The organism is Sanguibacter sp. TS_SC_8, assembly GCF_055361235.1.
Genome location: NZ_CM143955.1, coordinates 3,766,971 through 3,788,032, shown reverse-complemented (window position 1 = coordinate 3,788,032; position 21,062 = coordinate 3,766,971). Strand labels below are relative to the sequence as shown.

Sequence of the window (21,062 nt, the reverse complement as noted above, 5' to 3'; positions counted from 1 at the left end):
CGCCACCCAGACGGCCCAGATCGCCCTCATGTAAGGGCGGCTCCCGCCCGTCTGAGAACGTTGGGGCTCAACGCTGGGGGCCGGGCGCCGACTGCCGTTCCTCCTGCCGGAGGTGCACCCGGCGTATATCCTGGAGATGTTCCCTATCCCGGAGGCGTTGAGCACCCAGTGCACACCACCCAGACCGTAGGGTCGCCGACAGACGACCCCGGTCATCATCCGAGCCAGAGTCCTTGCCGGAAGCCGAACTGGACCCATCGTCCGGACGGACCGTCTGATCTCGACGCCCACCCGTGCGCGCAACCCCGTGCGGTGATCACCTGATGATCACCGCACTGCTGCTGCTGCTGGCTGGTCTCGTCCTGACGGCCCTCATCATCGCGGCGAACGGGTACTTCGTCGCGCAGGAGTTCGCGTACATGTCCGTGGACCGCGCGTCTCTGCGGGCCCGAGCCGAGAAGGGTGACGTCTCTGCCCAGCGGGCGCTCAAGGTCACACGCCGCACTTCCTTCATGCTCTCGGGCGCGCAGCTCGGCATCACGGTCACCGGGCTCATGGTCGGGTTCGTCGCCGAGCCGTTCATCGGCGAGGCACTGGGCGAGCTGCTGAGCGGCGCCGGCGTCTCCGTCGCGGTGGGCGTCACGATCGGCACGCTGTCCGCGCTGGTCCTCGCGACCGTCGTGCAGATGATCTTTGGCGAGCTATTCCCCAAGAATCTCGCGATCGCGAACCCCGCCCCCCTCGCTCGCGGGCTCGCGCGCTCGACGCTCCTCTACCTCGCGGTCTTCGGGTGGCTCATCGCGCTGTTCGACAAGTCCTCGAACGCCGCGCTCCGCGTGATCCGCGTCGAGCCCGTCCACGACGTCGACAGCAGCGCGACGGCCAAGGACCTCGAGAGCATCATCGAGGATTCCCGGGCGAGCGGCGACCTCCCCGAGGACCTGTCCCTGCTGCTGGACCGCGTGCTCGACTTCCCGGCCCGGGACGTCGAGCACGCGATGATCCCGCGCATCCAGGTCGACGTCGTCTCCGCCGGAACGACGATCGCCGAGGTACGTGTGCGCATGGCCCACGCCCACACGCGCTACCCCGTGCTCGGTGAGAGGGAGGAGCCCGTCGGCGTCGTGCACCTCGCCGAGGTGCTGGCGGCCGAGCCGGACGACCAGCGCCTCGTGACCGAGATCATGCGTGAGCCCCTCGTCGTGCCGACCCTCATGCCGCTGCCCGACGCCCTGCGTCACCTGACGCGCACGCGCAACGAGCTCGCGTGCGTCATCGACGAGTACGGCGGATTCACCGGTGTCGTGACGATCGAGGACCTGGCCGAAGAGCTCGTCGGCGAGATCACCGACGAGCACGCGCCGGAAGCGCTGGCGGGCGCGGAGCGCGACGCAGCCGGGGTGTGGGTCATGGACGGCGACATGCACGTCGACGAGGTCGAACGGACCATCGGCCGCGACCTGCCTCGAGGCGACTACGAGACGCTCGCCGGCCTCCTCATCGCCGAGGGCGGCCAGCTCCCCGAGCTGGGCGACACACTGTGGATCGAGCTGCTCGTCGACGGCTCGGACCTCGTCGAGGACGTGCTGCCGCGCAGGTCGCTCGAGGTCGAGGTGACCCAGATCGCCCGCCACGTGCCCAGCGAGCTCCGGGTCCGCCTGCACGAGAGGCCCCCGGACGGCACCGCCGTGCCTGACGCGGAGGTCGACCGATGAGCGCCTGGAGCGTCACGCTCGTGACCACCGCGCTGATCGTGCTCAGCGCATTCTTCGTCGTCATCGAGTTCGCCCTGCTCGGGGCGCGCCGGCACCGGCTGGAGACCCAGGCGTCGCAGAGCCGCTCCGCCCGGGCAGCGCTGCGGGGGATGAACGAGCTGACGATCATGCTCGCCGGGGCGCAACTGGGCATCACGGTCTGCACGTTCGCGCTCGGCGCCATCACCAAGCCGGCGGTGGACGCGTGGCTCGGGCCCGTCTTCGAGTCGTGGGGTGTGCCCGTCTGGCTCGCCGGGAGCGCGGCGTTCGCGCTGTCGCTGCTGTTCGTCACCTTCCTCCACCTAGTGATCGGTGAGATGGCGCCCAAGTCGTGGGCGATCGCGCACCCGGAGCGCGCCGCCATGATGATCGGCATCCCGTCACGCGTCTTCGTCTGGCCCTTCCGACCCTTCTTGTCGTGGGTCAACCACATCGCCAACATCCTGGTCGCCCGCGTGGGGGTAGAGCCGGTCGAGAGCGCGGCCGTCGGCGGCCGGGATGCCGAGACGATCCGGCACCTCGTCGAGTACTCCACCCAGGTGGGGGTCCTCGAGCCGGGGCTCCGCACCCAGATCACCGAGGTGATCGGGCTGCAGACCCTCACGGTCGGCGAGGTGACAGCCCCCGACCTCGATCCCACCGCCGTGTCGCCCGACGCCACCGTCGGGGACGTGCAGGCAGAGGCGCTTCGGTCCGGCCACCTGCGCATCCTTGTGACGGACGCTGCGGGGCGCATGTCCGGGGTGGTGCACGCCCGGGACACTCTGCTCGCCGACCGCGGCGCTCCCGCCGCTCCGTACGCGCGGGCGACCCTCGCGGTCGACGTGACGACGCCGGCCTACGAGCTGCTGCGCCAGATGCGTGAGAAGAGCGTCCAGCTCGCGGTCGTGGAGGAGGACGGACGGTACAAGGGGGTCGTGACGCTCACCGACGTGGTGCGACGGGTCCTTCCGGTCTCGGCCGAGACGCACGGGTAGAAGAGGACTATCGCGCTGTCGTCCCCTAAGGCGCGCCCGGTCACATCGGGCTGAGGGGGACGTTCGCCCCGAGCGGTAGCGGCAGCGGGGCCGAGGACGGCAGTACGCCCGGGCCGTCCCCGGGAGCGCTCGTGTCCTTGGGCCAGCGGCCTTCGCCCTCCCAGGTCGCGGCGATGTCGGCGAGGCTCGCGCGCCGTCGGCCCGGGGACGGGGGCTGGGCGGCCTGGTCCAGGCCGGACTGGGGGACCGCCCACGTCGACCCGATGCGGACGGCCGGCAGCGACCCGGTGTCGATGCGTTGGAGCACAGCCTGGCGGCTGACGCCGAGCTGGGCGGCCGCCTCGGAGACGGACAGCAAGGGTGGGACTGGCGTCAGTCCGGCCCGCTTGGCGGACTCGTCCGTGGGCAGCGCCTCGATGGCGAGGACGGGAGCGGTGGTCGCCTGGGCGACGACGGCGACGGCGGTCTGCACCGCCTGGGCCACCGTGTCGGCCGGCAGGGTGATCGCCACGACGACGTGTCCGCGGGGGCCGCGGCTGAGGGTCGGGTGGTAGGCGGACAGCGCGGTGGTGAGCTGGGTGTCGATGTGGTCGCGGGTGTCGAGCTCGACGCGGACGGTGTGGTGAGCGGTCATGACGATCCCTCCTGAGCGCCTGACGTCGATGTCAGGTCAGCAAGACCATCATGGCGCAACGCTTGTCACATAGCAAGGGCTCGGTTGGTGACACAGTGGGTCAGTGACCTCAGCCGCCGGTGAACACTTGGATGGTCAGTTCAGCGCCCGCTGCCATGCAGGGGTCGGCGAGGGGGGCGAGGGCGCTGCGCCAGGCGGCTGATCCGAAGTCGATGGGCTCGGCCCACGCTCCCGCCGCGACCGCAGGGGCGGCCGCCTTCAGGTCGGCGACAACCTGGCTGACGACGCCGTCGCCGCTCGAGGGGATGCGGTCGAGCGTGCGTGTCGCGACCTCGTACCAGCCCTGCTGCTCCTGGGCGGCCATGCGACCTTCGCTCAGGGCGATGTCAGCGTTCTCCACGATCGTCATCACCTCGGACACGGCCTCGCATGCGGCGGCGTCCAGCGCCACGTCGTCCTCGGGGGCCTCGGCCTGGGTCGTCTCCGCTGACGACGTGGCGGCAGGCTCGGCGTTGGCGCCACAGCCAGTCAGGACGAGCCCCGCAAGGATCAGCGCCGCTACTCCGGCTGCCCGATGTTCACGCATGTGCATACCCCCGTCTTGACCGTGTGTGTCCAGAGACTACACAGTCCGTCCGATGTGAGGGGTTTCTGGACTGTGGAGGCAGTCGAGAAGCGTGTGTTGAGCGGTCAGGACAGCGCCTTGCGCATGACCTCCATGCGCAGATCCGGCACCCGCGGGGTACCGAACCGCTCGTCGCCGTAGGAGAGCTGCTTGTGCTCCCCGGTGCGCACGAACCCGCGTCGTTCGTAGAAGGCGACCAGCTCGGTGCGGATGTCGATGACCGTGAGCTCGAGCTCTCTCACGTCCCATTCCTGGCGGGCCACCCGTTCGGCCTCGGCGAGGACCTGCTTGCCGAGGCCACCACCCTGCAGCCCAGGGCGCACCGCGAAGAGTCCGACGTTGGCCGTGCCGGGGCGCGCGGAGGAGACGTGCGTGCAGGCCACGAGCTCGTCGTCGTGCATCGCCAACAGGACGAGGCTGTCGGGACGCTCGATCTCGGGACGGAGCATGTCCGCGTCGAGGCGCTGACCGCCGATGAGGTTCGCCTCGGTGGTCCAGCCCACCTTGCTCGCCTCGCCGCGGTAGGCCGAGGTCACCAGCGCCACGACGGCGGGGATGTCGGAGACGGTCGCGGGACGGAAAGAGAGCGCATTCACCTGTGGATCGTACGGGGCGCGCACCCCTACAGCCGTGGTCGAGACTGCGTGATCTCGGTCTCCCGGGACCTCGAAGGGTCAGGCGAGGTCCTTGCGAAGGACGACGAGCTGGAGCCCTTCGTGCAGCACGATGATGCCGTCGACGCCCGGAGGAGGGAAGGGCTTGAAGTCTCCGGTCGGCTGGAAGCCGCGGCGCCCGTAGTAGGCGAGCAGCTCGGTGCGGACGTCGAGAACCGTCATCTCGAGGGTTGCCAGCTGCCACTCCTCGCGGGCGACGCACTCAGCCTCGGCGAGGAGCTGACGTCCCACGCCGGTGCCCTGCTCGCTCGGTCGCACCGCGAAGAGCCCGAAGTACGCGGCGCTCGCCGAGATCTGGGTGACGTGCGCGCAGCCGACGAGCTCTCCGTCCCGCGAGGCGAGGATGATCCGGCTGCCTGTGCGCTCGATGTCCTTGAGGAGCATCGTCTCGTCGGCGCGCGGGCCGCCGACGAGGTCCGTCTCCGTGGTCCATCCGTCACGGCTCTCGTCCAAGCGGTAGGCGACGTTCACAAGAGCAAGGAGGTCAGGGAGGTCGGCGGGTGTCGCGGGGCGGAAGGCGAGCGCGCGGGGGCCGGAAGGCAGGTGTTCGTCGTGAGGCACGCATTGAGGCTAGCGCGCCTCCAGAGTTCATCGCCGCGCCCTCCGTCGGCCGCGATGTGGGCGTCAGGCACCGCCGACGCCGGCGGGCACTACGGTCGACGAGGCGCCCACGGTTACAGCTCTCGCTAGAAGCCCGATGCCGAGATCCACCGGACGAACGCCGCGAGCCAGTCGTCCGACGGCGCCCCCTGTGGACGCGCACCGAAACCGTGCCCGCCGCGGGAGTAGGCGTGCGCCTCGACCGGTGCCCCGGCTTGGCGCCAGGCGTCGTAGAGGCGCATCGCGGAGTCGATGATCGTGTCGCCGAGCCCGTCATCGGTGGCCCACGCGAGGAACATCGGGGGAGCAGGGGCAGGGACCACAACCTCGCCCCACCACGCCGGGTACACGGGTGCGACGAAGGACGGACGGTCCCCGTCGGCCCCGTCGAGCGTCGTGGCGAGGGCGACAAAGCCCCCGGCCGAGAAGCCGACCATGCCGACCTTGTCCGGGTTGAGGCCCCACGCGCCGGCGTTCTCGCGCACGGTCGCCAGCGCCGCGGCGCCGTCGTCGCGGGCTGGCTTGCGGCGTCCCTCCGAGATCTCCGCGAGGATGGCATGGTCGGAGAATATGTGACTCATCAGCTCCTCGACTGCGCTCTCCTCCACAGGCGTGGGGACGAGTCGGTACTGAAGTACAAAGGCTGCGATCCCCTGCTCGGCAAGGCGCTGCGCCACGTTCATGCCCTCGTTGTCCACGGCGAGGAAGTGCAGAGCGCCGCCGGGCACGACGACCACGCTGACCCCGGTCCGGGTCGCAGGGTCGGGGAGGAAGGGGGTGAGAGTGGGGATGGTGACGTTGCGCAGCATCCGATCCTGCCCGGCCGGATCCCCCTCGTCGGCGCGCATGATCGTGGCATCGGTGAGGTCGGGGAAGCCCAGGACGATGGGGTCAAGACGCTGCACGGATGCTCCTTGTGATCGATCGGGTTCGCGCTGTCGCAGTGCTCCAGGGGAGCGCTGCGACAGCGCGACGTCGGACGGCAGGTCGTGTCCAGGGGGCAGGCTAGACGCCCAGCCGCTGCGCCGCCCACGCATAGGTCTCGGTGAGCTCGGTCAGGCGACGGTCCCGGTTGGTGGCCAGCGCCCGGTCGCTCGTGAGCCAGGTCCGCCGGACGCTGAGGCCCTGCTCGAGGATGAAGTGGCCGTAGGTCTTGTCGAAGCGGCGCCACGTGTCTTGGGCGTCGCCGCCGTGCAGGATGACGATCGACGCGTCGGGCAGGAGGTCCAGGAACCGCTTCATGGGCCGGACGCCGGCGTCGCGCATGGCGGGGGAGAGGACGGTGCCCTGCAGCTCGTCCTGCACGGTCCACGGGTGGGCGTTCCACAGGACGGTCAAGGACTGGTCGATTCCCGCCGCGGAGTACAGCTCGCACATCCGCTCGGCCGTCGCGTCGTCGTTCTCGCACGAGATGAAGCCGGACCCCTCCTCGATGCTCGAGCGCGGCCCAGGGTTGGACATGACCGAGACCAGGCGCGCCTTCGAGCCACCGTGGTGGGGGGCGACGTAGGCCGCCGGCCCCGTCTTGCTGCGGGCCGTCAGGTCATCGACCAGGCCGTTGATCTCCGCCACGTGCGGTGCATATCGCCCATCCCACTGCGCCGCCCGGAACTCCGCATCGCCCATCTTCCGTGTCATCCCTCGAGCCTACTCAGGGGCGCTCCGTGCGAAGAACACCGCCGAGCCCGACACCCGATCGTGACCATCGGAAATGTCCGAGCAACACAACCCGGACGTTACCGAAACAGCGCATCTCTAGCGTCTACCCACGTGAGCGGCACGTCATACTCCGGCCCCGGATCCCCCGGGGCTGGGCACCGCTCACCTCGGCTGATTCACGGTGGCCTCGGCCACGGCGAAAGGACCCCCGATGACCGCATCGCGACGACTGGCACGTGTACTGCCCGCCTCGGCCCTCATCCTGGCCCTCGGCCTCTCCGGCTGCGGAGCCAAGGCAGATTCCGGCTCGACGACCGCAACCTCAGCAACCTCGTGCGTGAAGACCGACGGTGACACGGTCAAGATCGGGTTCCTCAACTCCCTCTCCGGGACGATGGCGATCTCCGAGCAGACGGTCCGGGACTCCCTCGACCTCGCCGCCAAGGAGATCAACGCGTCCGGAGGCGTGCTCGGCAAGCAGGTCGAGGTTGTCGCCGAGGACGGGGCATCCGAGCCCACCGTCTTCGCCGAGAAGGCCGAGAAGCTCATCACGAGCGACTGCGTCGCCGCGGTGTTCGGGGGATGGACGTCCTCCAGCCGCAAGGCCATGCTGCCGGTCTTCGAGTCGAAGAACTCCCTCCTGTTCTACCCGGTCCAGTACGAGGGCCTCGAGGCCTCCAAGAACATCTTCTACACCGGCGCCACGACGAACCAGCAGATCGTCCCGGGCATGGACTACCTCAAGGAGCAGGGCAAGACGAAGGTCTTCCTCGTCGGCAGCGACTACGTGTTCCCCCAGACCGCGAACAAGATCATCAACGCCTACGCCGAGGCGAACGGCATCGAGATCGTCGGCGAGGAGTACGCCCCGATGGGCCACACCGACTTCTCCACCATCGTCAACAAGCTCAAGGCCTCCGGGGCCGACGCCGTCTTCAACACCCTCAACGGTGACTCCAACGTCGCCTTCTTCAAGGAGTACAAGAACGTCGGCCTCGCCGCCGACACCCTCCCGGTCGTCTCGGTGTCCATCGCGGAAGAAGAAGTCGGCGGCATCGGCATCGACAACGTCGAGGGCCAGCTCACCGCCTGGAACTACTACCAGACCATCGACAGCCCGGCGAACACCACCTTCGTCGCCGCCTTCAAGGCCGAGTACGGCGCAGACCGCGTGACCTCCGACCCCATGGAGGCCGCCTACGCCTCGCTCTACCTGTGGAAGAACATGGTCGAGAAGGCCGAGTCCTTCGGCGTCACCGAGATCCAGGGCGCGGCCGACGGCGTCTCCTTCGAGGCCCCCGAGGGCACCGTCACCATCAACGGCGACAACCACCACATCGCCAAGACCGCGCTGATCGGTGAGATCGGACCGGACGGACTCATCCACACGGTGTGGAGCTCGGAAGAGCCCATCGAGCCGGACCCCTTCCTCACCGGCTACGAGTGGGCCTCCGACCTCTCCTGAGCACGTGACGAGTACGTGATGAGCACGTGACCACCTGAGCATCTGGGCGAAGGAGGGAGCGCGAGACCGCGCTCCCTCCTTCGCTCGCCCACAGATTGCGGACACCACACCCGGAGGCGCCCGATGGAAGTCATCTTCTCCCAGCTCTTCGCAGGCCTGAGCCTCGGCTCGGTCCTGCTCCTGGCCGCGCTCGGCCTCGCCCTGACCTTCGGCCAGATGGGCGTCATCAACATGGCCCACGGCGAGTTCATGATGGCCGGCGCGTACACCGCCTACGTCATGCAGGGGATCTTCTCCGATGCGGGGGTGTCCTTGCTGCTCTCCCTCGTCGTCGGGTTCCTCGTCGGCGGCACGCTCGGACTCGTCCTGGAGATGACGCTCATCCATCGGATGTACAGCCGCCCCCTCGACACGCTCCTGGTCACCTGGGGCGTCGCGCTCGTCCTCCAGCAGGCCGCCCGCAACATTTTCGGCGCCCCCAACGTCGACGTGCGCGCCCCGGAATGGCTCAAGGGCGCCGTCGACATCCTCGGCCTCGCCGTCCCGCGCACCCGGCTGTTCATCATCGCCCTGGCGATCGTGTGCGTCGTCGCGCTCGCCCTCATCCTCAAGCTCACCCCGCTGGGGCGGCGGATCCGCGCCGTCGTGCAGAACCGGGACCTCGCCGAGGCGAGCGGCATCTCGACCAAGGCCACCGACCGGCTGACGTTCTTCATCGGCTCCGGCCTGGCGAGCATCGCCGGGGTGGCCTTGACCCTCCTCGGGTCGATCGGTCCCACCCTGGGCACCAACTACATCGTCGACGCGTTCCTCGTCGTCGTGGTCGGCGGGATCGGGCAGATCAAGGGCGCGGTCATCGCGGCCTTCACGCTGGGCATCCTCCAGGCCACCATCGAGTACTCCACGACCGCGAGCATCGCCAAGGTCCTCGTCTTCGTCGCCATCGTCGCCTTCCTCCAGGCCCGGCCCCAGGGCCTGGTCTCCGTCCGACAGAGGGGGATCGCATGAACGCCCTCGAGCTCGTCACCCGCGCCGGCCGTGCCCGCACCCTGGCGGGCTTCGCGCTCGCCGCCGTCGTGCTCTTCGCCGTCGCCCCGGTCGTCCTGTCCGACTTCCGGCTCAACCTGCTCGCGAAGTTCCTCTGCCTGGCGATGGTCGCCGTCGGCATCGGCCTCGCCTGGGGCCGCGGCGGCATGCTCACCCTCGGCCAGGGCGTGTTCTTCGGCCTCGGTGCGTACATCATGGCCATGCACCTCAAGCTGGCCGACGCCGGCCCGGGCGGGGTCCCGGAGTTCATGGTCCTCTACGGCAACGGTGAGGTCCCGGGATGGTGGGAGCCCCTGCGGTCGGCTCCCGTCGCGCTCGCCGCGATCGTCGTGGTGCCGTGCACGCTCGCGGCGGTCCTCGGGTTCGCGATGTTCACCCGGCGGGTCCGCGGCGCCTACTTCGCCATCCTCTCCCAGGCGCTCGCCGCCGCCTTCGCGATCCTGCTCATCGGCCAGCAGAAGGTCACCGGCGGCACCAACGGCCTCAACGGCTTCCGCACCTTCTTCGGCTACGACCTCGCCGACCCGGTCAACAAGCGGATGATCTTCTTCATCGTCGCCGGTGTGCTGCTCGTCATGGTCGCCATCGCGCGCCAGCTCATGGTGTCCCGGTTCGGGGAGCTCCTCGTGGCCGTGCGCGACCAGGAGAACCGCGTGCGGTTCCTCGGCTACGACCCGGCGGCCGTCAAGGTCGTCGCCTACGTCGTCGCAGCCGCCATGGCCGCGATCGGCGGGGCGCTGTTCGTCCCCGTCGTGGGGATCATCTCCCCGGCCGACGTCGGGGTGGTGCCCTCCATCGCGTTCCTCGTCGGCGTCGCGATCGGTGGCCGCGCCACGCTGCTCGGTCCCGTCCTGGGCGCGGTTGCCGTCTCGTGGGCGCAGACGTCGCTGTCGGAGTCCTTCCCGTCCGGGTGGATCTACTTCCAGGGCGCGCTGTTCATCATCGTCGTCGCGTTCCTGCCCGGGGGGCTCGCCTCACTCTTCACCAAGTGGCGGCGGGCGCCGCGAGAGACGCCAGGAGAGACGACGCCGGAGCCGACGGCGAAGACCACCGTCCCCGCCGCTTCCGTCCCCGCCACGGCTGTCCCACCCACCACCGTCCCGGTGACCATCGGAGGCCACGATGACTGACCCGACGACCACCCCCACCCCCCTCCCGACCGGCCTGACCGGCGACGGCATCAACCTCGCCTCCGCCGGCGCCGTGCTGGGCGAGGGCGACGACCGGTTCCGCCACGACTACCTCGAGGTGCGCGGCCTGCACGTGGAGTTCGACGGCTTCGTCGCCGTCGACTCGGTCGACCTCACCGTCGTCCAGGGCGACCTGCGCTTCCTCATCGGCCCCAACGGCGCCGGCAAGACGACCATCGTCGACGCCATCACCGGCCTGGCCAAGGCCAGCGGCTCGGTCGAGTTCGGCGGAGTCGAGCTGCTCGGACGGAAGGTGCACAAGGTGGCGCGGGCCGGCGTCGGGCGCACCTTCCAGACGGCGAGCGTCTTCGAGGAGCTCACCGTGCTGCAGAACCTCGACATCGCGGCCGGCGCCGGCCGCGGCCCCTGGGAGCTGCTCAAGCGGCGCGCCGGGGTCCCGGAGAACGTCGAGGCGGCGATGGAGACCATCGGCCTCACGCACCTGCGCGACGTCCAGGCCGGGATCCTCGCCCACGGGCAGAAGCAGTGGCTGGAGATCGGCATGCTGCTCGTCCAGGACGCCCGCCTGCTCCTGCTCGACGAGCCGGTCGCCGGGATGAGCCACGCCGAGCGCGAGCAGACCGGCCTCCTGCTCCAGCGGATCGGGGACCAGCGGACCGTCGTCGTCGTCGAGCACGACATGGAGTTCCTGCGGGCCTTCGCCTCCTCGGTCACCGTGCTCCACATGGGCTCGGTCCTGTCCGAGGGCACCTACGCCGAGGTCCAGGCCGACCCCCGGGTCCAGGAGGTCTACCTCGGCACCGCGGGCGCCTCCCGCGGCGCCCGGCGCACCCGGCCTGCCCAGGCACGGCCGGCGTCGGCCCTGACCTCGACCGCGGCGACCACGACTCCGACGGAGGCCTGACATGCTCGAGATCCGCAACCTCCACGTCGGCTACGGGCGCAGCCTCGTGCTCTACGACGTCTCCCTCACCGTCCCGGACGGGGGAGTCGCGGCGGTCCTGGGCCACAACGGCGCCGGGAAGTCGACGCTGCTCCGGGCCACGCTCGGGCTGCTGCGGCCCCGCTCGGGCACGATCACCTTCGACGGCGAGGACATCACGTCCCTGCCCACCTACCAGCGGGTGCGCCGTGGTCTGGCCTACGTCCCGCAGGGCCAGCAGTCCTTCGGGGACCTCACAGCCCGGGAGAACCTCCAGCTCGTGGCGGACACCCGCAAGGACGGCGCCACCCGCCTGGACGAAGCCCTCGACCTCTTCCCGGCGCTGCGCGGGCTGCTCACCCGCCGGGCCGGGTTGCTCTCGGGCGGGCAACGCCAGCAGCTGGCGATCGCGCGGGCCCTCATCACCGGTCCCCGGCTGCTGCTCCTCGACGAACCCACCGAGGGCATCCAGCCCTCCGTGGTCACCGAGATCGAGGACGCGATCGTCGCGCTCACCGACTCCGGGGAGATGTCGGTCATGCTCGTCGAGCAGCACGTCGGCTTCGCCCTGGGCGCCGCGGACGCCTACTACGTCGTGGAGTCCGGGCGGGTCGTCGACTCCGGCGGCGGCGGCATCGAGGCCGAGGGCCACGTCCGCGCGGCGATGGCCATCTGATGCACTTCTCACCAGCCGACCAGGAGAAGCTCCTGCTCGCCGTCGCCGGGATGGTCGCCCGTGACCGGCGGGCCCGCGGGATCAAGCTCAACTATCCCGAGACCGTCGCCCTGCTGACCACCTGGGTCATCGAGGAGGCACGCGCGGGCGGGAGCGTCGCGGACCTCATGGTCACCGGCCGGGAGGTGCTCGGGCGCGACGACGTCATGGACGGCGTCGCCGAGATGCTGCCCGACGTCCAGGTCGAGGCGACCTTCCCGGACGGGCGCAAGCTCGTCACCATCCACAACCCGATCGCCTAGGAGGCTCGCCATGGCAGGCATGTCCAGCACCGGCCCGGGCGCGATCCGGCTCGGCTCGCAGGCCCCCGTCGTCCTCAACGGCGACCGCACGGCGGCCGAGCGCCTCACCCTCGTCATCGAGAACACCGGCGACCGGCCCGTGCAGATCGGCTCGCACCTGCACCTGCCCGACTCCAACACGGCGCTCGCCTTCGACCGGGAGGCCGCTCGCGGCTTCCGCCTCGACATCCCCTCCGGCACGTCCCGGCGCTTCGAGCCGGGCGCCTCGGCCCGCGTCGACGCCGTCGCGCTGCGCGGGCTGCGGCGCGTGCCCGGCATCCAGCGGGACAAGACCGAGCACGACGTCGCGACCGGCGTCCCGACAAGCGCTCCCGACCAGGATGGTGCCCAGCATGGTTGAGGTCCCCCGCGCCCAGTACGTGGCGCTCTACGGCCCCACGACCGGCGACCAGGTCCGCCTGGGCGACACCGACCTGTGGATCGAGATCGAGGAGGACCGCACGGTCGGCGGCGAGGAGGCCGTCTTCGGCGGCGGCAAGTCCATCCGGGAGTCCATGGCCCAAGGAACCACGACCCGGGCCGACGGCGCCCTCGACACCGTCATCACCAACGCGATCATCCTGGACTGGTGGGGTGTGGTGCGCGCCGACGTCGGCATCCGCGACGGCCGGATCGTCGCGCTGGGCCGGGCAGGGAACCCCGACATCGCCGACGGCGTCCACCCCCTGCTGCACATCGGCCCGAGCACCGACGTGGTCAGCGGAGAGGGCAAGATCCTCACCGCCGGCGGCATCGACTCCCACGTCCACCTCATCTCCCCGTCGCAGATCGTCGAGGCGCTCGCCACCGGCCTCACCACGGTGGTCGGCGGCGGGACCGGCCCGAGCGAGGGCACCAAGGCGACCACGGTGACCCCCGGCGCCTGGCACCTGCGCGCGATCCACCGCAGCCTGGACCGGCTGCCGGTCAACGTCATCCTCCTCGGCAAGGGCAACACCGTCAGCGCGGCGGCGCTGCGCGAGCAGGCGATGGCCGGTGCGGGCGGCTACAAGGTGCACGAGGACTGGGGCTCCACGCCCGCCGCGATCGACGCCGCGCTGACCGCCGCGGGGGACTGGGGCCTGCAGGTCGCCCTGCACTCCGACTCCCTCAACGAGGCCGGGTTCGTCGCGTCCACCCTCGCCGCGATCGGGGGCCGGTCCATCCACGCCTTCCACGCCGAGGGCGCCGGCGGTGGCCACGCCCCCGACATCCTCACCGTCGCCAGCCACCCCAACGTCATCCCGGGCTCGACCAACCCGACCCTGCCGCACACCGTCAACACCGTCGCCGAGCACCTCGACATGCTCATGGTGTGCCACCACCTCAACCCCCGGGTCCCGGAGGACCTCGCCTTCGCGGAGTCCCGGATCCGGGCGACGACCATCGCCGCCGAGGACGTCCTCCACGACATGGGGGCGATGTCCATCACGTCGTCGGACGCCCAGGCGATGGGCCGCATCGGTGAGGTGATCACGAGGACGTGGCAGGTCGCCCACGTCATGAAGGCCCGCCGTGGGGCGCTCGAGGCGCCCGGTCCCGGGGCGCTGCCGGCGGACAACCTGCGGGCCCGCCGGTACGTCGCCAAGTACACGATCAACCCGGCGGTCGCGCACGGGATCGACGCCTATGTCGGGTCCGTGGAACCAGGGAAGATCGCCGACCTGGTGCTGTGGGAGCCGAAGTTCTTCGGTGTGCGTCCCTCCGTCGTCATGAAGGGCGGCGCGCTCGTGTGGGGCGCGCTCGGTGACCCCAACGCCTCCATCCCCTCGCCCCAGCCGGTCCTCATGCGCCCCGCGCTGGCCGAGGCGATCGGCGCCGACGTGTCCTTCACCTTCGTCTCCCCGGCCGCGCTCGACGACGGGCTCGCCGACCGTCTGGAGCTCTCCCGGACGCTGCTGCCGCTGGGCGACACCCGCGGGGTGGGCAAGGCGCAGATGCGCAACAACGACGCCCTCCCCACGATCGACATCGACCCCGAGACCTTCGCCATCACGATCGACGGGGACCTCGTCGAACCCGCCCCCGCCGCGAGCCTCCCGCTCGCCCAGCTCTACTCGATGTTCTGATGCACCAGATCACCGGCACCCACCCGGACATCCTGCTGATGCTCCTGGCCGACGCGCGCCTGCCCACCGGGGGGCACACCCAGTCCGCCGGGCTCGAGCCGGCGCTGCGGGCCGGGATGCCACCCCGGGACGTGCCCGCCTACATCGCCGCGCGCCTGGCCACAACCGTCCGGGTGGAGGCGGGGACCGCGGTCGTGGCTCGGCACGTCGCGCTCGATCTCGCCGGGTCGGTGACCCTCGCCGACGTGCGCGGCGCCTGGGCGGCGCGCACCCCGAGCCCGGCGCTGCGCGAGACCTCCGAGCGGCTGGGGCGCGGCTACCTGCGCCTCGCCCGCCGGCTGTGGCCCGACCACCCGGCGCTGGCCGCCCTCGAGAAGGACCTGCCCACCCGGGCCCGGCGGACCGGCGGTGCGCTCACCCTCGCCGGGGCCTTCGGCCTGCCCGGCGCCGCCCGGTCGGCCGGCACCGGGGTCCCGCGTCCGGTGGTGCTCGGCGTCCTCGCCGCGTGCGCGGGGCTCGACGCCGCGCGCCTGGCCCGCCTGGTCGCCTACGACGACGCCCAGACGGTCGCGGCGGCCTCGCTCAAGCTCGAGCCGGTCGACCCGGCCGAGACGACGGCCTGGGTCCTGGCCGCCGGACCCGACATCGACGACCTCGTCACCGAGGTCGCCGAGCTCACCCATCCCGACCACATCCCCGCGCACGGCGCACCGCTCATGGAGCAGTGGGCCGAGCGTCACGCCCGCACCACGGAAAGGCTCTTCAGTGCCTGAGAACACCACCCCCGTCCGTACCCGCTCGCTCCGCCTCGGCGTCGCCGGCCCCGTCGGCACCGGCAAGAGCTCGCTCATCGCGCTCGTGTGCCGTGAGCTCGCCGGGGAGCTCTCCCTCGGCGTGATCACCAACGACATCTACACCGACGAGGACGCCCGGTTCTTGCGCTCGGCCGGGGTGCTCGACCCCGAGCGCATCCGCGCCGTGGAGACCGGCGCCTGCCCGCACACCGCGATCCGCGACGACATCACCGCCAACCTCATGGCTGTCGAGGACCTCGAGGAGGACTTCGCCCCGCTCGACGTCGTGCTCGTGGAGTCCGGCGGGGACAACCTCACCGCGACGTTCTCCCCGGCCCTGGTCGACGCCCAGATCTTCGTGCTCGACGTCGCCGGCGGCGGAGACGTGGCACGCAAGGGCGGCCCCGGCATCGCGCGCGCGGACCTGCTCGTGGTGAACAAGACCGACCTCGCCCCCTATGTCGGCGTCGACGTCGCGCAGATGGTGGCCGACGGCGAGGCGGCCCGCGAGGGCCGTCCTGTCCTCGCCCTGTCCCGGGAGGACCCGGCCTCCCGGGCGACCCTCAAGGCGTGGGTCCTCGAGGTCCTCGCCGCGCACACCGGCGGCCTGCACGTGCCCCAGGACCCGGGGCCGATGGCCCCGCACTTCCACGCCGAGGACGAGGACCACGGGCACGGGGACCACGCGCACGCTGACCACGCGCACGGCGACCACGCGCACCCGCACGACCACTCCCACGCCTGATCCAGGCGGACGACACGGACGACACGGATCGCAGATGACACGGATCGAGGTGCAGCCGGGCGACGGCCGGGCGCGGTGCTCGCTGCGCACCGGGCTGCTCAGCCCCCGGGTGCTGTCCAGCGACGCCGCCGGCGCGCGCGTCGCGCTCGTGGCGACCGGTGCGTTGCTGCTCGCCGGCGACGAGGTCCGGATCGACGTCCACGTCGGCCCCGGTGCGTGGCTCGAGGTCGTCGAGACGTCCGGGACCGTCGCCTACGACGCCCGGGGCGGTGCCGCGTCCTGGGACGTGGTGATCCAGGTCGAGGAGGGCGGCACCCTCGTGTGGGAGGGGCTGCCGTTCGTCGTCGCAGCGGGAGCCGACGTCACCCGGCGCACCACGGCCACCCTGGCAGACGGCGCTGCCCTCCTCCTGCGCGAGATCCTCGTGCTGGGTCGCACCGGCGAGGTCGGCGGTGACCTGCGCACGCAGACGCGGTGCACCCTCGGCGGGCGTCCCGCCTTCGTCGACGACCTCCGCCTCGACGCCTCACGCACGGCCCCGGGGGTCCTCGGCGCGGCGCGGGTCCTCGACTCGATCCTCTGCCTCGGCACGCGTCCCCCGGCGGGCCCGCCCGTCCTCGGACAGGTGCACCTCGACCTCGACGCCGAGGGCGCCCTGGCGCGATCCGTCGGGCAGGACGCCCACACCGGGTCCCTCGATGCCCGGTGGCCGCAGTGGGTCGCGAGCGTGAGAGACCGGACGCCGGCCGCCGATCCCGGGCCCCCGCTCCTCCTCGCCCCCACGCCGCCGATCCTCGGCCCCACCCCCGCCTAGTCGTCCGACCTGAAGGAGACCCACCGTGCACGTCCCCGACCACATGCTCAACGACCCCACCTCGACCGCCACCACGGTGGTGGCCTGCGCCGCGATCGCGTACGCCGCGTATCGCTCCCGCGAAGACCTCACCCGCCAGCGGATCGCCCTCACGGCCGCGACCGGGGCGGTCGTGTTCGCCTTGCAGATGATCAACTACCCCGTCGCCACCGGGACCAGCGGCCACCTCATGGGCGGGGTGCTGGCCGCCGCGCTCGTGGGGCCGTGGCTCGCGATGATCGCGGTGACGGCTGTCCTCGTGGTGCAGGCCACCCTCTTTGCCGACGGCGGCCTCACCGCGCTGGGCACGAACACCCTGCTCATGGCGGTGATCGGGGTCGCGGTCGGATGGGCCGTGACGCACGGCGTCCAGCGCCTGCAGGCTGCTGGCCAGGCCCGTGAGCGTGCGACAGGGGCCGCTCCGGCTGCCCGCTACGCCCCGCTGGCCGCCGGACTCGGTGCGCTGGCAAGCGTGCCGGCGTCGGCCATCGGCTTCGTCGCCCTGTTCGCCGTCGGCGGCGCGGCGACCGTCCCGCTCAGGGAGCTCACCACGACGATGCTCTCTATCCACGCCCTCATCGGCCTGGGCGAGGGCCTCATCACCGCGGCCGTCGTCGCGGTCGTCCTGGCCCTCGCGCCGGGCGCCGCGCACCTCGACCACCGGGCGCCGGCCGGGTCCGGCGCCGAGGTCCCCGTGCGCCGCGCCGTCCTCACCGTGTCGGCGATTGCCGCCGTCAGCGCCGTCGTGCTCTCCTCCTTCGCCGCCGCCTCCCCGGACGGCCTCGAGGCGACCGCCGAGCAGCTGGGCTTCCTCGACACCGCCGGCGCGCACGCGCTCGCGGGACTGCCCTTCGCCGACTACGGAGCAGCGAGTGGGAGCCCGGTCGGTGTCGCGGGGCTGCTCGGGATCGTCGTCGTGGCGGGGCTGGCCGCCGCTGTGGTGGCGGCGCTGACCGCCGCGCGCCAGCCGGCGCGGCCCTGACCGGCGAGCCCTACGGCCCACGGGGGTGCAGCGCGGCAGTGCTAGCGTCACTTGCTGACTGACGCACCAACGGAAGAGGCACAGGACATGCTGGTCGGGCTGCACGCGGACTACCTCACGGAGGACCTGGCCGAGGACGGTCACCCGCTCTCCTTCTCCCTGGACTGCCCGCCCGGTTTCAACTTCGCCTACGACGTCGTCGACCGCCTGGGCACCCAGACCCCGGACCGCCGCGCCCTGCGCTGGTGCAACGACGAGGGCGAGCGCGCCGACTACACCTTCGGCGACGTCCAGCGGCTGAGCGACCAGGCCGCCGCGTACTTCCTCGCCCAGGGCATCCGCAAGGGCGACCGGGTCCTGCTCATCCTCAAGCGGCACGCGCAGTTCTGGTGGGCCATCACCGCCCTGCACAAGATCGGCGCGGTCGCGGTCCCGGCGACCAACCAGCTGCTGCGCTACGACCTCGTCTTCCGGCTCACCGAGGCGAACGTGACCGCGGTCGTGTCCACCCTGGAGGGCGACGTCGCCGCGGAGGTCGACGCGGCCCAGGCCGAGACCGGCCGGTCGCTCGTGAAGATCGGTGTGCGCGGCGCCCGTGAGGGCTGGGCGGACCTCGACGCCGGGATGGCCGCCGCGCCGCCGTTCGTCCGGCCCGCGGCCGAGGACCTGCCCGCCGTCGGCGACGCGATGCTGCTGTACTTCACGTCGGGGACGACCGCCCAGCCGAAGATGGTCGTGCACGACTACTCCTACCCGGTCGCGCACATCGCCACCGCGAAGTACTGGCACAAGGTCGACCCCGAGGGGCTGCACCTCACGCTCTCGGAGACCGGGTGGGCCAAGTCCGTGTGGGGCAAGCTCTACGGCCAGTGGTTCCTGGAGACCTGCGTCGACGTCTACGACTTCGACCGCTTCGACGCGGTCCGCCTGCTCGAGCACCTCCAGGACGCCCGGGTCACCTCGTTCTGCGCGGCCCCGACCGTCTACCGGTTCCTCATCACCCAGGACCTCTCCGGCTACGACCTCTCCGCCCTGGCGCACTGCACGATCGCGGGCGAGGCGATGAACCCGGTCGTCTACGAGACGTTCCGGGACAAGACTGGGCTCGAGCTCAAGGAGGGCTACGGGCAGACGGAGATGACCCTCGCCGTCGTCACCAACTACTGGGAGCCCACCAAGGCCGGGTCGATGGGCACCCCCTCGCCGGGCTACGACGTCGTGCTGCTCGCCGAGGACGGCTCCGAGGTGGGCGTCGACCAGGACGGGGAGATCTGCCTCCGCATCACCGGCACCAAGCCGATCGGGCTGTTCACCGGCTACGACGGCGACCCGGCCACGACCGCCTCTGTGTGGCACGACGGCTTCTATCACACGCACGACCTCGCCCGGCGGGACGCCGACGGGTACTACTGGTACGTCGGACGCACCGACGACATGATCAAGACCTCCGGCTACCGGGTGGGTCCCTTCGAGGTGGAGAGCGTGGTCATGGGTCACCCGGCCGTCATGGAGTGCGCCGTCACCGCAGCGCCCGACGACGTCCGCGGCTCGGTCGTCAAGGCGACCATCGTGCTGGCCGCCGGCCACGCGCCGTCGGACGCGCTGGTCAAAGACATCCAGGACTTCGTCAAGCACCGCACCGCCCCGTACAAGTACCCGCGCCAGATCGAGTTCGTCGACGCCATGCCGACGACGATCTCCGGGAAGATCCGCCGGGTCGTGCTCCGTGAGGCGTCCGAACGCTCCGTCACCGAGGGGAACTGACCCATGACCCAGCCGACCGCCTCCGTCACCTACAACTTCCACGGCCGTGTCGTCCTCGTCACGGGAGTCTCCCGCCGGCGGGGGATCGGAGCGGCGATCGCCCTCCGTCTGGCCGCGGCGGGCGCTGACCTCGTGCTGCAGTCTTGGTCGCCCTACGATGCCGAGCAGCCCTGGGGAGCGGACGCTGACGGCCTCGCGCCGCTGGTCAGCGAGTGCGAGGGCCTCGGCGCGACGGTCACCGTGGTCTCTGCCGACTTCGCGGACCCCGTCGCCCCGGCCCAGGTGATGGCCGCCGCCATGGAGCACCACGGTCACGTCGATGCGGTGGTCGCCAACCACGCCCGCGGCGTCGGGGGCACGCTCGAGACGCTCGACGCCGACGAGCTGGACCGGTCCTTCGCCGTCAACGCCCGCGCGACCGTGCTGCTGGTCAAGGAGTTCGCGGCGCAGCACGACGGCCGGCCCGGGGGGCGCGTCGTGCTCTTCACGTCGGGCCAGCACCGAGGCGGGATGCCGACCGAGCTGCCGTACGTCATCTCCAAGGGTGCGGTGCAGCAGATGACGGCCAGCCTGTCCGCACACCTCGCTCCGCGAAGGATCACGGTCAACTGCGTCAACCCGGGCCCGACCGACACCGCATGGGCGGACACCGCGCAGGAGCGCGAGGTCCTCGAGCTCATGCCGCAGAGCCGCTGGGGTGTGCCGGACGACGCGGCGCGTCTTGTCACGTGGTTGGTGTCCGACGACGCGCAGTGGGTGACCGGGCAGACGATCGACTCCGAGGGCGGGTTCCGGCGGTAGCCCCAGCGCTGATGGAGTGCCGGGGGCGTCAGTTGGTCCAACGAGTCTCGCCGTCGACCACGGTGTCGGTGGCCCGGAGCCCCACCGCACGCGCGACGCCCGCCGACGCGTGGTGGTCGGGGTGGATGTGGGCCACAAGAGAGACACCGTGCTCACGGAGCCACCCGGCCACGGCGACCGCAGCCTCGCTCGCGTACCCGTGGCCTTGCTGTTCGCTGGCTACGACCCAGGCCATCTCGGCTTGGGTCTCACCGTCTTCGCCGTGCGACAGGGTGGCCTGCACGGTGCCGACCAGGCGACGGGTGTCATGGCGGCGCAGCATCCAGTTCAGCCAGCCCTGCGACCCATCGGCGGAGGTCCCGACGACCTGCCGGGCGAAGCGGTCGCTCAGCTCCTCTTTCGACGCGGGTTGCCCGCCGGTGTAGGTGTGCAGCCGGGCATCGTCGAGGACGTTGAACGCCTCGGCGGCGTGCCCGAGCTGCAGTGGTTCGAGCATCAGGCGGGCCGAACGGAGAGGCGCTGCGGCGAG

At 71.3% G+C, this 21,062-nt stretch carries 23 protein-coding genes; 16 read left to right on the top strand and 7 right to left on the bottom strand.

Going from position 1 to position 21,062, the window contains the following annotated elements; genetic code table 11:
* Window positions 1-323: 323 nt before the first annotated feature.
* A complete protein-coding gene (locus ACWA15_RS17025) occupies window positions 324-1,715 on the top strand; it encodes a hemolysin family protein (RefSeq protein ID WP_464056732.1) in 1,392 nt (463 codons plus the stop codon).
* On the top strand, window positions 1,712-2,731 hold the full coding sequence (locus ACWA15_RS17020) for a hemolysin family protein (protein WP_464056730.1): 1,020 nt from the start codon (window positions 1,712-1,714) through the stop codon (window positions 2,729-2,731). Before ACWA15_RS17025 ends, ACWA15_RS17020 begins: the two co-directional genes overlap by 4 nt.
* Before the next feature lie 40 nt (window positions 2,732-2,771).
* Here ACWA15_RS17020 and ACWA15_RS17015 read toward each other — a convergent pair whose 3' ends face one another.
* From ACWA15_RS17015 to ACWA15_RS16990, 6 genes are all read right to left on the bottom strand, one after another.
* Window positions 2,772-3,365 carry a helix-turn-helix domain-containing protein gene (locus ACWA15_RS17015; RefSeq protein ID WP_464056729.1) on the bottom strand — a complete coding sequence of 198 codons (594 nt, stop codon included), beginning with the start codon at window positions 3,363-3,365 and terminating at the stop codon, window positions 2,772-2,774.
* Window positions 3,366-3,474: 109 nt separating this feature from the next.
* Window positions 3,475-3,951 (bottom strand): hypothetical protein, encoded by a 477-nt coding sequence (locus ACWA15_RS17010; protein ID WP_464056728.1) that lies wholly within the window; start codon window positions 3,949-3,951, stop codon window positions 3,475-3,477.
* 104 nt (window positions 3,952-4,055) lie between these two features.
* Entirely contained in the window at window positions 4,056-4,586 is a 531-nt protein-coding gene (locus ACWA15_RS17005) for a GNAT family N-acetyltransferase (protein WP_464056726.1), read from the bottom strand.
* Window positions 4,587-4,664: 78 nt separating this feature from the next.
* Window positions 4,665-5,225, bottom strand: coding sequence for an N-acetyltransferase family protein (locus ACWA15_RS17000; protein WP_464056724.1), 561 nt, complete (start codon window positions 5,223-5,225; stop codon window positions 4,665-4,667).
* A gap of 125 nt (window positions 5,226-5,350) precedes the next feature.
* Window positions 5,351-6,169: an alpha/beta hydrolase gene (locus tag ACWA15_RS16995; RefSeq protein ID WP_464056722.1), complete on the bottom strand. Its 819-nt coding sequence runs from the start codon at window positions 6,167-6,169 to the stop codon at window positions 5,351-5,353.
* 100 nt (window positions 6,170-6,269) lie between these two features.
* Window positions 6,270-6,902, bottom strand: a complete 633-nt coding sequence (locus ACWA15_RS16990; protein WP_464056720.1) for a uracil-DNA glycosylase family protein — start codon at window positions 6,900-6,902, stop codon at window positions 6,270-6,272.
* Window positions 6,903-7,134: 232 nt separating this feature from the next.
* Between ACWA15_RS16990 and urtA the strand changes: the two genes are divergently transcribed.
* The 14 genes from urtA (at window position 7,135) to ACWA15_RS16920 (ending at window position 20,533) form a co-directional block, all read left to right on the top strand.
* The gene (gene urtA, locus ACWA15_RS16985) at window positions 7,135-8,388 is read left to right on the top strand and encodes an urea ABC transporter substrate-binding protein (protein WP_464056719.1); all 1,254 of its coding nucleotides are present in this window, start codon (window positions 7,135-7,137) and stop codon (window positions 8,386-8,388) included.
* A gap of 123 nt (window positions 8,389-8,511) precedes the next feature.
* Window positions 8,512-9,396, top strand: a complete 885-nt coding sequence (gene urtB, locus ACWA15_RS16980) for an urea ABC transporter permease subunit UrtB (protein ID WP_464056717.1) — start codon at window positions 8,512-8,514, stop codon at window positions 9,394-9,396.
* Window positions 9,393-10,565, top strand: a complete 1,173-nt coding sequence (gene urtC, locus ACWA15_RS16975; protein ID WP_464056716.1) for an urea ABC transporter permease subunit UrtC — start codon at window positions 9,393-9,395, stop codon at window positions 10,563-10,565. Before urtB ends, urtC begins: the two co-directional genes overlap by 4 nt.
* The gene (gene urtD / locus ACWA15_RS16970) at window positions 10,558-11,490 is read left to right on the top strand and encodes an urea ABC transporter ATP-binding protein UrtD (protein WP_464056714.1); all 933 of its coding nucleotides are present in this window, start codon (window positions 10,558-10,560) and stop codon (window positions 11,488-11,490) included. Before urtC ends, urtD begins: the two co-directional genes overlap by 8 nt.
* A gap of 1 nt (window position 11,491) precedes the next feature.
* Window positions 11,492-12,184, top strand: coding sequence for an urea ABC transporter ATP-binding subunit UrtE (gene urtE / locus ACWA15_RS16965; RefSeq protein WP_464056713.1), 693 nt, complete (start codon window positions 11,492-11,494; stop codon window positions 12,182-12,184).
* Window positions 12,184-12,486: an urease subunit gamma gene (locus ACWA15_RS16960; RefSeq protein ID WP_464056711.1), complete on the top strand. Its 303-nt coding sequence runs from the start codon at window positions 12,184-12,186 to the stop codon at window positions 12,484-12,486. Before urtE ends, ACWA15_RS16960 begins: the two co-directional genes overlap by 1 nt.
* A 10-nt stretch (window positions 12,487-12,496) precedes the next feature.
* On the top strand, window positions 12,497-12,886 hold the full coding sequence (locus ACWA15_RS16955) for an urease subunit beta (RefSeq protein ID WP_464056710.1): 390 nt from the start codon (window positions 12,497-12,499) through the stop codon (window positions 12,884-12,886).
* Window positions 12,879-14,594 (top strand): urease subunit alpha, encoded by a 1,716-nt coding sequence (locus ACWA15_RS16950; protein WP_464056708.1) that lies wholly within the window; start codon window positions 12,879-12,881, stop codon window positions 14,592-14,594. The genes ACWA15_RS16955 and ACWA15_RS16950 overlap by 8 nt, the downstream gene beginning before the upstream one ends.
* Window positions 14,594-15,367 (top strand): urease accessory protein UreF, encoded by a 774-nt coding sequence (locus ACWA15_RS16945; RefSeq protein WP_464056707.1) that lies wholly within the window; start codon window positions 14,594-14,596, stop codon window positions 15,365-15,367. Before ACWA15_RS16950 ends, ACWA15_RS16945 begins: the two co-directional genes overlap by 1 nt.
* Complete coding sequence (gene ureG, locus ACWA15_RS16940; RefSeq protein ID WP_464056705.1) at window positions 15,360-16,133, top strand: urease accessory protein UreG; 774 nt, start codon at window positions 15,360-15,362, stop codon at window positions 16,131-16,133. The genes ACWA15_RS16945 and ureG overlap by 8 nt, the downstream gene beginning before the upstream one ends.
* 34 nt (window positions 16,134-16,167) lie before the next feature.
* Window positions 16,168-16,947, top strand: a complete 780-nt coding sequence (locus tag ACWA15_RS16935; protein ID WP_464056703.1) for an urease accessory protein UreD — start codon at window positions 16,168-16,170, stop codon at window positions 16,945-16,947.
* A 25-nt stretch (window positions 16,948-16,972) separates the two neighbouring features.
* Entirely contained in the window at window positions 16,973-17,968 is a 996-nt protein-coding gene (locus ACWA15_RS16930; RefSeq protein ID WP_464056701.1) for an energy-coupling factor ABC transporter permease, read from the top strand.
* An 87-nt stretch (window positions 17,969-18,055) separates the two neighbouring features.
* A complete protein-coding gene (locus ACWA15_RS16925; RefSeq protein WP_464056700.1) occupies window positions 18,056-19,732 on the top strand; it encodes an AMP-binding protein in 1,677 nt (558 codons plus the stop codon).
* Window positions 19,733-19,735: 3 nt separating this feature from the next.
* Entirely contained in the window at window positions 19,736-20,533 is a 798-nt protein-coding gene (locus tag ACWA15_RS16920; RefSeq protein WP_464056699.1) for an SDR family oxidoreductase, read from the top strand.
* Window positions 20,534-20,561: 28 nt separating this feature from the next.
* Here ACWA15_RS16920 and ACWA15_RS16915 read toward each other — a convergent pair whose 3' ends face one another.
* Window positions 20,562-21,029, bottom strand: a complete 468-nt coding sequence (locus ACWA15_RS16915; RefSeq protein WP_464056698.1) for a GNAT family N-acetyltransferase — start codon at window positions 21,027-21,029, stop codon at window positions 20,562-20,564.
* Window positions 21,030-21,062 lie beyond the last annotated feature (33 nt).